Origin of the sequence: Catenulispora pinisilvae (assembly GCF_015356865.1) — a bacterium.
In the GTDB taxonomy this organism is placed as follows: domain Bacteria; phylum Actinomycetota; class Actinomycetes; order Streptomycetales; family Catenulisporaceae; genus Catenulispora; species Catenulispora pinisilvae.
Genome location: NZ_JAAFZA010000115.1, coordinates 17593 through 31514, shown reverse-complemented (window position 1 = coordinate 31514; position 13922 = coordinate 17593). Strand labels below are relative to the sequence as shown.

The 13922-nt window shown below is 71.4% G+C and carries 9 protein-coding genes and 1 pseudogene; 2 read left to right on the top strand and 8 right to left on the bottom strand.

Annotated features, from left to right (window positions below; translation table 11 throughout):
• Both IZR01_RS27905 and IZR01_RS27900 read right to left on the bottom strand, forming a co-directional pair.
• A pseudogene (locus IZR01_RS27905) lies at window positions 1-649 on the bottom strand (hypothetical protein); the annotation flags it as partial.
• A gap of 393 nt (window positions 650-1042) precedes the next feature.
• Window positions 1043-2410, bottom strand: a complete 1368-nt coding sequence (locus IZR01_RS27900; RefSeq protein ID WP_194925579.1) for a recombinase family protein — start codon at window positions 2408-2410, stop codon at window positions 1043-1045.
• 344 nt (window positions 2411-2754) lie between these two features.
• On the opposite strand from IZR01_RS27900, the gene IZR01_RS27895 reads away from it, so the two are divergent.
• Window positions 2755-3588 (top strand): DsbA family protein, encoded by an 834-nt coding sequence (locus IZR01_RS27895; RefSeq protein WP_194925578.1) that lies wholly within the window; start codon window positions 2755-2757, stop codon window positions 3586-3588.
• A 12-nt stretch (window positions 3589-3600) separates the two neighbouring features.
• Here the strand turns inward: IZR01_RS27895 and IZR01_RS27890 are convergent, their stop codons facing one another.
• From IZR01_RS27890 to IZR01_RS27880, 3 genes are all read right to left on the bottom strand, one after another.
• The gene (locus tag IZR01_RS27890; protein ID WP_194893210.1) at window positions 3601-3999 is read right to left on the bottom strand and encodes a VOC family protein; all 399 of its coding nucleotides are present in this window, start codon (window positions 3997-3999) and stop codon (window positions 3601-3603) included.
• A gap of 37 nt (window positions 4000-4036) precedes the next feature.
• Window positions 4037-4927, bottom strand: coding sequence for an LLM class F420-dependent oxidoreductase (locus IZR01_RS27885; protein WP_194925577.1), 891 nt, complete (start codon window positions 4925-4927; stop codon window positions 4037-4039).
• A gap of 100 nt (window positions 4928-5027) precedes the next feature.
• Window positions 5028-5606, bottom strand: coding sequence for a TetR/AcrR family transcriptional regulator (locus tag IZR01_RS27880; RefSeq protein WP_194925576.1), 579 nt, complete (start codon window positions 5604-5606; stop codon window positions 5028-5030).
• Window positions 5607-5731: 125 nt separating this feature from the next.
• On the opposite strand from IZR01_RS27880, the gene IZR01_RS27875 reads away from it, so the two are divergent.
• On the top strand, window positions 5732-6742 hold the full coding sequence (locus IZR01_RS27875) for an NADP-dependent oxidoreductase (RefSeq protein WP_194925575.1): 1011 nt from the start codon (window positions 5732-5734) through the stop codon (window positions 6740-6742).
• A gap of 26 nt (window positions 6743-6768) precedes the next feature.
• Here the strand turns inward: IZR01_RS27875 and IZR01_RS52550 are convergent, their stop codons facing one another.
• The 3 genes from IZR01_RS52550 to IZR01_RS27860 all read right to left on the bottom strand — a co-directional run bounded on the left by IZR01_RS52550 (window position 6769) and on the right by IZR01_RS27860 (window position 13791).
• On the bottom strand, window positions 6769-7728 hold the full coding sequence (locus IZR01_RS52550; RefSeq protein WP_194925574.1) for an ABC transporter ATP-binding protein: 960 nt from the start codon (window positions 7726-7728) through the stop codon (window positions 6769-6771).
• A gap of 31 nt (window positions 7729-7759) precedes the next feature.
• Window positions 7760-10126 carry an FtsX-like permease family protein gene (locus IZR01_RS27865; protein WP_194925573.1) on the bottom strand — a complete coding sequence of 789 codons (2367 nt, stop codon included), beginning with the start codon at window positions 10124-10126 and terminating at the stop codon, window positions 7760-7762.
• 320 nt (window positions 10127-10446) lie between these two features.
• Window positions 10447-13791 (bottom strand): ABC transporter permease, encoded by a 3345-nt coding sequence (locus IZR01_RS27860; RefSeq protein ID WP_194925572.1) that lies wholly within the window; start codon window positions 13789-13791, stop codon window positions 10447-10449.
• Window positions 13792-13922: the final 131 nt, after the last annotated feature.

Sequence of the window (13922 nt, the reverse complement as noted above, 5' to 3'; positions counted from 1 at the left end):
CGTCGCTGGAGTCGTCGGCGGCTTCGACCAGCACGATGCTGCACAGCGGGCAGATCGCGGAGGCCATGTCCAGGTCCAGGGACTCCTCAAGGGTCCAGTCGTCGCCGGCCGGTGGGGCCGAGGGCAGCGGGGAGGTCTGGCCGGTCTGGTTGACCTTCTTGAAGTTCCCCGCGGGCAGCCCGGCGGCTGACCGGTATGCGGCTAGGTCGGACGCGGCGTTCGCGTCGTCGTAGGCGTCGACCAGTGCGATGGTCTTGCCGGACCCGTTCGCGGCCGAGGTGGAGGTGAGGTTATAGGCCGACTGCAACTGCGAGGGCCCGTACCCGACACCGGAGGGGATGGCGTTGGGGGAGATCGCCGTGTTGGCGTGGACTCCGTCCCGCTTCAGCGCGAAGCAGGACTGGTGCCCGACGACGATAACCGCCGAACAGGCATGGCTCGAACCCTGATTCGCCTGGGTGACGTCGGGCTGGGAGGCGTGGGCGGAGCCGGCGGCCTCGGCGGCGATCAGGTTCGCGGATGCCGACGGGGACGCGGACGGCGCCGGGGAGGCGGTGGCCCCCGAGGCGACGGCGATGGTCAGCGCGCTGCCCAGGGCGGCGGCTGTTGCCACGCGCGCGGTCGCGCGCAGGCGTGAACTGAGATTCACTGGGGTGGCTTCCCTCTCGGTGTGGGAGGCGTTCGGACGCGGTGTCCGAACGCCCTTCGGCAGGGGACGACGCGACCGATGCCTTGCAGTGATGCGCGAGCCATCTGCGGTGCTGGGCTTGCCAGGTGGGTTCCGCCGCAGGTGACCGGTGCGTCTGGGACCGGCCGTGCCGTTGTGCGCCGTGCTGATTGTGGAAGCTAGCGCCACGCGGAGTAGCGGTCAACGGTTTCTTATGTAAGGCCATGGATGACGACCGACTGCTATCCGTAGTAGCAGTTGGTCTACACCTTCACTGTTGGCCTGGTATTTTGCATCGGGCGATTAGATCCGGTACCGCGTCGACGAGCTTGATTCGTAGTTTCGTTCGAGCCGTCTGCTATGCGGCGTAGTACCTCAAGGCATGGATATACCGGGATCTCGGCCTTGAACCACGGTGATGCGACTGGTGTCGAAAACGCCGCGTGCGGTGGTTTTCGGCCCGATCTCAACGGCCACGAACAACGCCCGCAGCACCGCGGCCCTGCGCTCCTCGGGCAGCCGCCGCCAAGCCGCCGACGCCTTCGGCCCGGTGACCACTCCGTCCAACGCGTGCACGTCCCGCAGGTCGATCTGGCCGTGCCCGGCCCGGAACCCGTCGCGGCCGGCCGGCGGTTCGGCCGGTCCGCGCCGGACGCTGACCGGCCGGTTCGGGTCGATCGAGTCGTTCCGGTCCAGCAGCAGCCCCACGGCCGCCTCGCAGACGAAGTCCTCCAACGAGGCCGCGGCGATGTGCATGGTGCAGGTCCTGGGCAGCGGGCTGTTCAACGAGGCGCAGGCGTACATCCGGTAGTCGCCGACGATCGAGCCGACCATGTGCACGTGGCACCGTCCGCACACGACGAGCCCGGTCAGCAGGTACCGCGCTCGCTGCCGCTGCCCCGCGCTGTTCGCGGCGGCCCGCTGCGCGCGCTCCTTCTGCGCTCTGCGCCAATCCCCGATGTCGACGCACGCTTCCCACCTGCCCGGACGGAGCCCGCCCTCCTCGCGGTCGACGCTGCCCCGGAACACCCGCAGCCCGCAGTACCGCGGCGCCGCCAGGACCCGGTCGATGCCGGTGGTGGTCCAGGTGCTGCCGGTGGAGGTCGGGACGCCGCGGGCGTTCAGGTCCCAGGCGATCGCGCGCAGGCTCTCACCGTCGAGATAGCGTGCGTAGACCTCCCGGACCACGCGGGATTCCTCGGGAATCAGGGCCCGCATTCCCGGCTCGTACCCGTACGCGCGGCGCCCGCCGCCGTGCGGACGTCCGGTCTCGGCGGCCACTTCGTGCGCGGCCCGAGCCGCTTCGGACAGCGCCGAGGCGGTCTGGCTGGACTGCCGCGCCCGGTTCAGGATGGCCGACCGCACCCCGGGATCGTTCAGGTCCACGTCGTCGCCGAAGCCGTGCAGCGTCAACCGGCGTTCCTCGGCCAGCAGCAACAGTTCCACCGCGTCGGCCGGGCGATGCCGGATCAGCGTCGAAGGCCGGAACACCAGAACCGCCTTTGCCCGACCAGCACGGATCGCGGCGAGCAGGCCCCTCCAGCCGGCCCGATCCGTCTCCGGCTGCCAGACCGCACGCTGCCGGTCCGCGAACACCGATTCCGGGCGCACGGTGATCCGCAACGAGGCGGCCAGGGCCCGGCCCCGCCGTTCCTGGGCGTCGACCGGCAGCTGGTCGGCGTCGGTGCGGTGCGGGACACAGCAGTACAACGCCCCGCGTTCGCCCCGCCTCGACCCGGCCATGTCAGAACACGGGGTTGCCGGCGTCGCCGCAGCCGGAAGCGCAGAGGATGCGCCCGGTGCCGGCCGGGGTCCGCGGCCGCCACCGGCGCGATCGCCGGGCAGACGTGGGCACCGAGACCTCCATGAGTAAGACAAGCAACCACCCGGCGGGCGACGGGCGTGATGTGGCGTTGAGCCATACCCTACTTAGGCTTGCCTAAGCGAAGAAGAGCGGCCTCCCCGAGGCTTCGTCGACGCCGGGGAGCGCTCGGCTGGCGCCAGTGGGGGCTTGACGGCACCGCGTCGCGGTGGTCAGATCCGGGAGGTTGGTCGTCTGGACTCAGCATGGTGTGGGGGATGGGGCTGTGGCTAAGCAGGACGCTCGGGACGAGAAGTCCGCACGGGCTCGGGTGGCCGCTGAACGCGAAGCTCAAAAGCGCAAGAGCATGCGGCTCCGCCGGATTTCCGTCCTCGCCGCGGTCGTGGCGGTGATCGGCGTCTCAGTCGGCGTCGGCATCGCGGTGAGTACGGCCTCTACCAAACCGAAGGCCTACACCCCGCCGGCCGACGGCTCCGTGGTCGCCGACAAGTATGCGAACCCGGCGAACAAGGCGACGGCGCTGGCCTACGGTCCGGCGACGGCCCCGCACACCCTGACCATCTTCGAGGACTTCCGGTGCCCCTACTGCAAGGCGCTGGAGACCGGGTCGGCGTCCGTCTACAAGGCTTATGTGGCCAAGGGAACGCTGCGGGTGCTGTTCCACCCGGTGACGCTGATCGACAGCAACGACAACGGCAGCGGCTCGTTGCAGGCCGGCAACGCGGCCGTGTGCGCGGCCACGGCCGGCAAGTTCATCGAGTACCACGACGTGCTGTTCGCCAACCAACCGGACGAGACCACCGACGGCTACAGCGCCACCGCCACGCTGATCGCCTTGGCCAAGCAGGTGCCGGGGCTGGACACACCGGCCTTCGAGTCCTGCGTGACGGCCGGTACCTACAAGGGATTGGTCCAGCAGAACTGGTCGGACTTCAACGCGCTGTCGTTGAAAGGGACCCCGACGCTGATGCTGGACGGCAAGACCCTGACACTGCCGGACAACCTGTGGAAGGCCTCGAAGGACGGCTCGTCGCTGGCCGGTTCGGATCCGGCCGTGCTCCGGCAGGTGCTCCAGGCCGCGGGGCTCCCGGCGTCGTAGTAACCCGAGCGCTCAGACGTCGGCCTCGATCGCGAACGTGTTGCCGTCCGGATCCTGGATCCACGCGATCCGCCCGCCGCCGGCGCGCGCGGTGATTCCGCGCGCGTCGTGCTCGAACTGCTCGTAGCGGACGATCTCGACGCCGGCCGCGGTGAGCTCGTCCACGACCCGCTCGATGTCGTCGACGTACCAGACCGCCAGCGTCGCCGCCGTCTTCCCGGCGGTCACCGACTGGTAGACGTTCAGCGCCGGCCCGCCGCCGGAGCCGTAGATCCGGCTGCCGCCGGCGATGCGGGCACTCGGCCCGGACCACAGGACCGGCAGGCCCAACTTGCCTTCGTAGAACTCGACGGCCTTCTGGATGTCGGACACGGCGATCGAACATCTGAGCTCGTAGTCACTCAAGGGCATGATCCAGGGTCGCACAGTCAGCGCGCCTGGGCCCCGACTACTCCCCGCGCAGCGCCTCCAACACCGGCGCGAAGGCTTCCATCGCCGGCTCCAGCACGGTGAGGTACGTGAACCCGTACCGCTCCCGCTGCGCCCGCACTTGCTCAGCCATCTGCTGGGTCGTGCCGAGCAGCAGGATCGGCAGGTCGAGCGCTTCGTCCTCGGTGAGGTGCGGGACGTTGCCGAGGTGCGGCCGGATCGCGGCACGCCTGTCGTCGGTCGGCACGACGAAGTTGATCAGAAGATTGAGTTCGGCGGGTTCGGCCCGGTCGGCGGCGAACTTGCGATACGTGGCGACGCGCTCGTCCAACTGCTCCGCGCTCAAGGCGCGCGGGGCTCCGCTCGGGTCGCCCGGAGCGGTGGCCGCCCCGGTGAAGGCGACGATATCCGCGTGCCGCGCGGCCAGTTCCAGGACCTTGTTCCCATTGCCGCCGATCAGCAGCGGCGGACGGGGGGCCTGCGCCGGATGCGGCGCGAAGTCCTCGGCGACCGCGAGCCGGTCCAGCTCCTCGATGGTGCGGCGCAGGTGGGCGACCCGCTCGCCGGGCGTGCCGAACGGCAGGTTCGCCTTGTCGTGCTCGGCCTTCACATAGCCGGTGCCCAGCCCCAGCTCCAGCCGGCCTCCGGTGAGCTGGTCCGTGGTCGCGACCTCGCGGGCCAGCAGCGTCGGGTTGAAGAACGCGGCGTTCAGCGTGAACGTCCCCAGCCGCGGCCGCTCGGTGGCCTCGGCGGCGGCGACGAGAGCGGGGAACGGCGCGGGCATCCCGAGATGGTCGGCCACGGCGATCACGTCGTAGCCGAGGGCCTCGGCCCTGCGGCACTTCGCCCGCCACTCGGTTGCGGACGCGGGAATCATCATGTTGACACCGAATCGGAACGGGCGGTCCATGAACCTCACCTCACGAGTGCGTTGTCGTCGGCGGTAAGTGCCATCTCGCGGTGGATCATAGTACTGATACCAGCAGTGTGGACGGTCTGACGTCAGCCGATCATCGAGGCCTGAGTCCGTCCATCAACAGATCCAGCAGCCGGCCGGCCTGCTCGGTGCCGCCGCGCTTCCCGGCGACGGCGAGCAGTCCGAGGACCGCGGTGCTGACGTCCTCGGCGCGGACCTCGGCCCGGATCTGCCCGGCTTCGGCCCCGGCGTCGAGGATGGTGCCGATGGCCGTGAGCAGTTCCTGCCGGGTGTGGGCCAGCGAGATCTCGCCGGTGTCGACCATCGTCAGCAGCGTGTCGGTCATTCCGTGCTTGGTGGTCAGCCATTCCGCGAACAGGTCCATCCACCGCCGCAGCGCCTCGGCCGGCGGATGCTCGGCCAGCAACTCCCGTGCTCCGGTGGTCAACCGGCCGACCTGGTCCTGGTAGACCGCGTCGACCAGCGCTTCGCGGGTCGGGAAGTGCCGATACAGCGTGCCGACCCCGACGCCGGCCTCGCGGGCGATCTCGCGCATCGAGGGCTCGTCCTCGGAGCGCGCGAAGACGCGGGTGGCGGCGGCGAGCAGGGTCTGGCGGTTGCGCGCGGCATCGGCGCGGACCTGGCCGGCAGCCCGGGAGGAGTCGGCGGTCATGTCTAAGCGGAACGTGTTCCGATTGAGCCCTGCATGGGGTTAGTATAGGCACGAGGAAACGGAACATGTTCCGTTTCTCTTGGTCCCGCGCTGCTCAGCCGCATGAAGCCGTACGAAGGAGTCCCATGACTGCCGCCCCCGACACCACCCGCTCGGTGCGCTTCCACGAATTCGGCGAACCCGCCGACGTCCTGCGCCTGGAAACCGTCCCGGTTCCGACTCCTGGCCCGGGCCGCGTTCGCGTCGCCGTCCACGCGACCGGCCTGGCGCCGGCCGACTGGGCCCTGTGCCGCGGCCTGTTCCCCGGGAACCTGCCTCGGGGCATCGGATGCGACGTCTCCGGCACGGTCGAGGCCGTCGGCGCGGACGTCACCGACGTCAAGCCCGGCGACCTGGTCTTCGGTACCGCCGACTGGGCCGGGCAGCCGCTCGCCGGCGCGTCGGACCACGCCATCATGGATCACTGGTTCGCCGTGCCCGAAGGCCTGGACCTCATTCAGGCTGCTGCTTTGCCGATGGCGCTGAGCACTGCCTATTGGCACCTGACGCGCCTCGGGCTGACCGATGGCACCGATAGCCCCAACGGCACCGATGGCCCTGCCTCTGGTCGCACGGTCCTCATTAATGGCGCCGGAACCACCATCGGCTATGCGGCCGTCCAGATCGCCCTCACCCGCGGGGTACGCGTGGTGGCGACCGCTGGCACCACCTACACCCGGCAGCTGACGGACCTCGGCGCGATCGTGACCACCTACGGCCCCGGCCTGCCCGCGCGCGTCAAGGCCCTCACCGACGCCCCGATCGACGCCGTCTTCGACACCGCCCCGGCCAACAATGCCCTGCCCGAACTCGTCGAGCTCGTCGGCGGCGCGGCGAACAGGGTCCTGACTTGCTCGGATGTCGCCTCGGCGCCGGACCTCGGGGTCCGCGACTCGTTCCACGAAGACCCCGCGACCTTTACCGACGAAGAGCGCTACGGTGCCTTCCCCGAGTTCGCGCAGTTGGCCGCCGCCGGTCGCTTCACGGTGCCGATCGCCGGGACTTACCCGCTGGAGGATTGGCGCACCGCGCTGGACGTCAGCCTCACCGGCCATGCCCGCGGAAAGCTCCTGCTGCTTCCGTCTGAGTCGCGCTGAGCGGGATCGGGCCAGAAGGAGTTTACTCAGGACTCTGTATCGGGTGCGGGCCGGGATGCGGGCCCGGCCGCCGCCGGCCACACGCTGACGTGGTCCTCATCCAACGCCACCCGCACCCGATCGCGCAGCGCCAGCCGCTGGACGTACTCGCCCGGCAGCTGCAACCGCCCGGCCCGGTCCAGCATCACGTACTCCTCGGCGATCTGCCGCTCCGACCCGTCGCCAGCTACTGAGATGCCCCGCACGGTCTCCGAGCTGGTCCGGCCGTCCCGGATCGCCACGGTCCGCCGCACCTGTCCGGCCACCGCCGCGTCGTGCGTCACCACCAGCACGGTCACCCCGAGCTCCCGGTTCGCGGTCCGCAACGCCTCGAACACCTGCTGCGCACTCACGCTGTCCAACTCGCCGGTCGGTTCGTCCGCGAACAGCACGTCCGGTGTGTTGGCCAGCGCCACCGCGATCGCCACGCGCTGCTGCTCGCCCCCGGACAGCATGCCGGGGTGGCGGTCCAGGACGTGGCCGACGCCCAGCAGCTCCAGCAGTTCGCCGGCCCGCCGCTCAGCCGCCGCGCCACGCGTGCCGGCGTAGCTCATCGGCAGCATCACGTTGTCCAGTGCGTCCAGGTGGGAGAACAGATTCCGCCCGGTCTGCTGCCACACGAAGCCGGCGACCTCGCGCCGATACCGCAGCCGGTCCCGCGCCTTCATCGTCAGCAGATCGCAGCCCGCGACCGATGCCGCGCCCGCGGTCGGTGTGTCCAGCCCGGCCAGAATATTGAGCAGCGTGGACTTCCCGCTGCCGGACGCCCCGACCAGCGCGACCAGGTCGCCCTTGTCGACGAGCAAGTCAAGGCCCTGAAGTGCCTGCACCTGCACCCCGTCGGCCTGGTAGATCCGGACCAGGTTGTCGCAGACGATGTGTGCCTCGGCCCCGAACCGCTCGCGCGGCCGTGCGGCGTGCGCTTCGAGGTCGTCCAGGGTGGTCATGGATCACCTTCCGTCGGGTTCTGGAGTCGCGCTATCGGGAGTCGAATCGCAAAACGGCGCCGAGCCGACGGTGCCGCGCCAGACCGCTGTCGATCAGCGCGGCCAGCAGGACCAGCGCTACGACCCCGCCGCCGAGCGCCGCGGTGGTGGCGAAGTCCACGCGGATCACCGGCTCGGCCGCGCCACCGGTCACCGCCCTCAGCTTCAGCGCCGAGCCCAGGAGCCGGGGAATCAGGACCCCGAGACCGGCCCCGGCCAGCGCGGCCAGGAACGCCGGCGGCAGCAGCTGCACGATCAGCATGGACGTGGCCGACCGGCTGCGCAGGCCCATCGTCCGCAGGAACGAGACCGCCTCGCCGCGTGAGCGCGCCCCGGCCAGCAATTCGAGTACCAGCGCGGCCAGCGCGAAGGCCGAGGCCAGTGCGGCACAGGCGTTCGCGACCAGGTCGAGCGAGGCCGTCAGGGTACTGGTATCGAGGTCGTCGGTCAGGGTTCCGCGGGTCTGGATCTGGTACGTGATGTTCGCCGGCAGCGCCGCGCGGAGCTCGGATTCGCTGACGCCCGGACCGTCGATCACCAGGGTGTCGGGGTCGGAGCCCGCGGCCAGCGGGACGACGAGGAAGGGGTCGGCGGGGGACAGGCCGCCGAGTTCGGTGCTGACCACCCGCAAATCTGACGCGCTCAGGGCGGTGCCGGGGACGGTGCCGGCGCCGACACCGTCCCCGGCGAGCAGATGGGCAAGCCGCGAGGTGGGGTCGGACGCCATCAGAGCCTTGACATCGACGGCGATCGTCTTGACAGGTGGTGTGGTGCCGCCGCCAGGGGTCCACAGCGCCTCTTCACCGATGACGTGCTGAACTCCCGCGACCGCACCGACCTCGGCGCGTACCGCTGGGTTCAGCCCGCGTCCCTGAACGACGGCATCGCCGCTGACCTCGTTCGCGGCATCGACATGGGCACCCGTGACCGTCCTGGTGACCAGACCGCCGAAAACCAGCCCGGCCAGCGTCAGCACCAAGACCAGCAGACCGGCCGCGCCCAGCCCCGGCCCGCGCCGAGCCTGAGCGAACGCCAGCACCGGCACCGCCGAACGTCGGCGACGGGCCCAGCGCAACGACCCGCCGAGCACGACCGGATGGACGCGCAGCAGCACCACGGCGCCGACGGCACCGAGCAGCACCGGAACCAGGCTGATCTGCGGGTCGATGCCCGCCGCCGGCAGGCCGCTGATACCGCGGCTGTGCAGGGAGACGACCGCCGCGACCGCGAGGATTCCCACCCCGGCCTCGACGGCCAGGCGTCGGCGGCGTACCACGGCCGGAGCCGCGGCCACCGACCGGGAACGACTGCCCGCCCACGTAAGCCCGGGCAGGAGCACGAGGCCCGCGACGCCGATCGCCGCGAGCAGCCAGCCCGGTCCCGGCCCACTGCTCTGCGGATCGTGGCTCCCGAACAGGAGCCACAGGCGCGCCGTGATCCACCCGACGACCAGCGCCGGGACCGTCACCACGGCACCGTGCACCGCACGCACCGCCATCAGCCCTCTCACACTGGCGCCCCTGGCCCGATGCAGCACGAGATCACGCTCGCGCCGGCCGACCGTCAGCCGGGCCGCACTGAACAGCGTGATCAGCGCGACGGTGGCCAGACTCGCCAGCGAGAACGAGTCCACGACCCACACCTCGGCGCGCGCCGTGACGAACCGGTCCAGCGTCGGCTTCATATCAGCGGCGATCGCCAACCCGCCCCGGGCGACCGTGAACGGGCCGCACTGCTCGGGCATCCCGTACGACGCGGGGGTGCAGGGGTTGTCGAACGCGGGGTCCGTCATGCGCCCCAACTCCGCGGACAGGTCCGCCGCGCTGTCGGCGGTCATCTTGCCCGGAGCGAGCGGGAACGTGATCGTGGTGCCGACCGACCCGGCGGCGCTGGCAGCCGGCGTGATGGCGGCCAGGCCGGCGGCGCTGGTCAGCACGGTCGCACGTTGAATCAGAGGGCTGAAGCCGTCGCGCACCGGACCTTGCCCGGGCACGGGAGCGCGCAGCCAGGGGTGGGCGTGCCAGAAGGCCGCAGTCGCCGGTGACGTGGTGTCGATCGGCTGGAAGAAGCCGACCACCCGCGCCGTGGCGGGCGTGGCCCCGGGTGTGCCGGGGGACAGGGCGACAGTTTCGCCGACCGTGAGGTGCAGCACGTCCCGCGTCGCTGTCGACGCCGCGATCGGGACCACGGCGTTCGGCGCGAGCGCACCAACCGGCGGCGCGGTTCCGGCAACGTACCGCAAGCCTCCCGGCACCTGATCCGCATACTCGACGCGCACCTCAGGCGCGACACCACCAACGGTTGCCAACCCCGGCGCGGCCGCCAGCATGAACGGTGTGGCGATATCGATCGACGGCACGCCCAGCATCGGCCGCGCCCAACCGGGTAGAGGCGCCAGCAACTGACTGGTGAAGCCATCGAACGCGTGCGCTGGTGCCCCCGCCCCCGCCCCACCGGCATCGATGCCGAGTGTGTCCAACGTGACAGACGCCCCGAGCCCCTGTTCAGAGGCAGCCGCGACGCTTCGTCGCAGAGCCCGGTCATCCAACCGCGCCGCCAAAGCCGGCCCTGCGCTCACCATCAGAGCACTGACCCCGATGAGCACCGCCATACATGCCAGCAGTGCCCCGTCGGCCCGAAACTCGCGCAAGGCGGTGCGGACCCGAACCCCCGCGATTCTCATAGCTCGTCTCCCGCGCGGAGCACCCTGGCCAAGTCGAGTGCGGCCGCCGCCCGCGCGATCAGCGACAGCGCGGCGACAACAGCCACGACCGTGCCCAAGCCGAGCGCCGCGGTACGCAGCCAGGGAATCAGCACCGCCATCGCCGGCAGCGCCGCCGACCCGTCAGGCGAGGTCGCCAGCAGCGGTTCAGTGAGCGCGGCGACGCCCGCGCCGATGACGCTCCCGCTCACCAGCGCGAGGACGGCCACCAGAGCCTGCTCGATCAGCAGCGCCGCGGCGAGTTCCCGGGGGCGCGCGCCGAACGCCCGAAGCGCGGCCAGGCCCCGCGAGCGTTCCCGGACCGAGCTGACCGTGTCCATCGCGAAGCCGAGCAACGCGAACAGCGGGGCCAGGACGACGCAGGCCGCGAACAGCCCCGACGATCCGGCGCGCAGGACGTCGTAGCGTCCGGCCGCCACCGCGCTGCGCAGCACCGGCGCCCCGAGCTCTGGATGTGCGGCGAAGGCTTCGCTGGCTTCTGATTCGCTGCCGGGCGCGGCCTTGAGCAGCCACGTCGCGTCGGTCGGCGGGTCCAGCCCGAGCGCGGGCAGCTGATCGGCGAGCGTGGCGAGGTCGAGGATCGCGGCCGGTCCCGCGCTCTGTCCGGGCACGGCGGTGACGACCCCGGTGATGCGCAGCGTGAGCTGAGGCGGCGCGGCATCCGCACCGACCAGGGCGGACGGCGGCGGCGAGTCGTCGGCGCTGAGCGTGACCGTGTCGCCGACGTGCGTCCCGGTCCCCTTCAGCAGATCCTGGTCGACGACAGCGGGCAGCGCCGGAGTCAACCCGTCGGCGAGCGGAACCGGGAGTGTGGCGCTGACCGTGAACGGCCCACGCCGATCCGCACTGACGTCGTTGTCTCCCGGGGTCAGGAAAGCCAGCGTGGTCAGCGCGTTGTCGGACGCGCGAGCGCGGCACAGAACGCCGCCGGACTCCTGACCCGGCTCGGGTTGGTGAACCGGCAGCGGGCAGGCGACGGTGTCGGATCCCGCACCCGGCACGCCCGGCTGCATGCCGTCGATCAGCCACGTGGCGCCGCCGGCGGGCATCACACCGGCACCGGTCGGCACGCCGCGAGCATCGACGCCGGTGATGGCGCGAACGTCGATGCGGACCAGGTGGGTGATCGGTGACTCGGGCGTCAGGGCACTGATGGACGTGACACGCAGCGGATACGACAGCGGCCCGGCGCTCGTGAGATCGAACGCGGCATCCCCGGTGGTCAACGGCACCGTGCGGGTCGTGGTGAGCCCGTCGGCGTCCACGACACCGAGTTCGAGTTCTGATCCCGCCGGGAGTGCGCCATCGGAAGCGGCGGTCGTCATCGCCACCGTGAGCCGCACCGGCCGACCGGGCAGCGGCAGGCCGCCGAGGGGGGTGCCGCCGAGCCGGGCCAACGCATTGTGCGCCGCCGCCGAGGCGGTGCCGGGACCGAACGCCAACACGGCACCGGCGGTACGCGGGTCCATGCCGATCAGGGTGGTCGCGGTATGGGTGCCGTCGGCGGTGGTCGCCGGTGTGGACCACAGCGGCGTCGCCGCGGTGACTCCGGGCACTGATGTATAGGCGGCATGCCGAGCCGAAGGCGGCAGCGCGGAACTGTCGACGCGCACGTCGGCGCCGATCCCGAACGCCGCCTGGTCGTTGACGTTACGTGCCCGCATGGCAGTGGCGGTCAGCGCGAGGGAACCCACCGAGATCGCCATCACCATAAGCAGCAACGCCCCGGTCAGCCGGGCGGTACGCCGGCTGACCTGCCAGATCCCGAAGGCGCCGGTCAATCCACGGCGCCGATGTGCACACCGATCCAGCGGCCGGGCCAGGAGCGGAAGCAACCGCGGTACCAGGATCGCCAGGGCGCCGGTCACCACGGCCGGGACCAGGATCAGCACCGGATCGAGGGAGACCGGAGCGTCCACTGTCTGAGTACTGATTCGGTCGGCCAGCGGCGAACGGTAGTGGTCGAGCTGCACCAACCCCCAGGCCGCGACCCCGGCCAGCATCAGGTCCGTCCCGGCCCGCTGGAACCGGGTGGCCCGCGCACTCCGGCGACGTATGGCGGCGCCGGGAAAGCGTTCGACCGCGTCCGGCCAGGCGGCGGCGACCGCGAGACCGGCCTGCGCGATGCCGACCGCGGTCGCGATCGCCACGGTCAACAGACCGGTCGCCGGGAAGGTCAGATTCCTGATGTGAGTGATCTCGCCCAGCAGTCGAGCCGCGGCGGGAGCGACCAGGGGAACGACCACGACCAGTACGGCGCCTGCGCCAAGCCCCTCCAACCCGGCCGCGCCCAGAACCCCCACGGGCCCGGCGCCCCGGCTCCGAGCCAGCACCACATCCGCCCGCCGCCGCGCCGCCACCGTCCGGGCCGCCCGCACCATCGCCGTCCCGGCCAGCAGGATCAGGACCCCGATCGGCACCGCGAGCCCGGCCTCTCCGACGAGCGTCGCGCGCCGTGCCACCGTCCGCTGTGCCGGCAGCGCCGAGGAGACGATGATCGCCGGACTGATCGGCGCGGCACCGGGCGCCGCCCGGGCATCCTGGCTGACGATCGCGGCGTCCGCGCGGTCCACGAGCCCTGATAACCGGGCTGCCGACAGCCCGCTCAGCCGCGGATCGACGATCCAGGTCGAGCTCCCGGCCAGTCCGAGTCCGTCCGCCCCGCCGAGTGCGTCCGGCGCCACAACGAGTACCTGAGCGGGACGCGCGGCGGTCTGCTGTAGCGCGGCCGGCGGCAACGCCTGCCACAGGGCGCTGTCATCAGCCCGATAGACGCCGACGACGGTAGCCGAACGCGACGTGGCCGGATCCGCGAGCTGACCGGTACCGCCGAGGCTGAGCACGCTGCCCGGCCCGAGGCGGAAGGAACCCGCCAACGTGTCCGGCACAGCGACTTCGAGCGGTATCGCCGCCTGCGGCGCGGTATCAGTACCCGCCGAAAACACCTGCGCGACCGGCCACCTACCGGTGGTCAACGTCGCATGACCGGCGATGTCGGGGCCGGTGACAACCACGGCCCCGTCGCTGAACGGCTCCGCCGCGCCCCCGGCCACCTCAAGCGGTCGCGAGGCGTCGACCCGATACACCGACCCCGGCACATCTCCCAAAAACCGCCGCGCCGCGCGCCGTACCGCCGCGTCCTCGTTCCCCATACCAGTGGCCTGATACGTCCCCAAGTACCGCATCACCCGGTCGGCGGCCGAAGCCCCGCGCACCACGACCGGCGCCTCAGAACGGGCCAGCCCGGCGACGAAGCACCCGAGCGCCCCGAAAACCACCGCGGCCGCCGCCGCGACCACCATCGCGGGCAGCCCGGTACGCCACCGATGACCGGCGCGCCTGAACCCCCGCCGAACGCGCCGTCCCACCCCACGGGTCCTTCCCGGCCGCTGTGCTCGGTGTGCCCGTACAGCGGCGAGGGTACCGAGAATCG

What these genes read in the sequence shown, in the direction of transcription:
- IZR01_RS27885 (WP_194925577.1), bottom strand. Translation starts at nt 4,927, where the DNA reads ATGGACCGCCCGTTCCGATTCGGTGTCAACATGATGATTCCCGCGTCC.
- IZR01_RS27875 (WP_194925575.1), top strand. Translation starts at nt 5,732, where the DNA reads ATGACTGCCGCCCCCGACACCACCCGCTCGGTGCGCTTCCACGAATTC.
- IZR01_RS27860 (WP_194925572.1), bottom strand. Translation starts at nt 13,791, where the DNA reads ATGGTGGTCGCGGCGGCGGCCGCGGTGGTTTTCGGGGCGCTCGGGTGC.
- IZR01_RS27900 (WP_194925579.1), bottom strand. Translation starts at nt 2,410, where the DNA reads ATGGCCGGGTCGAGGCGGGGCGAACGCGGGGCGTTGTACTGCTGTGTC.
- IZR01_RS27880 (WP_194925576.1), bottom strand. Translation starts at nt 5,606, where the DNA reads ATGACCGCCGACTCCTCCCGGGCTGCCGGCCAGGTCCGCGCCGATGCC.
- IZR01_RS52550 (WP_194925574.1), bottom strand. Translation starts at nt 7,728, where the DNA reads ATGACCACCCTGGACGACCTCGAAGCGCACGCCGCACGGCCGCGCGAG.
- IZR01_RS27890 (WP_194893210.1), bottom strand. Translation starts at nt 3,999, where the DNA reads ATGCCCTTGAGTGACTACGAGCTCAGATGTTCGATCGCCGTGTCCGAC.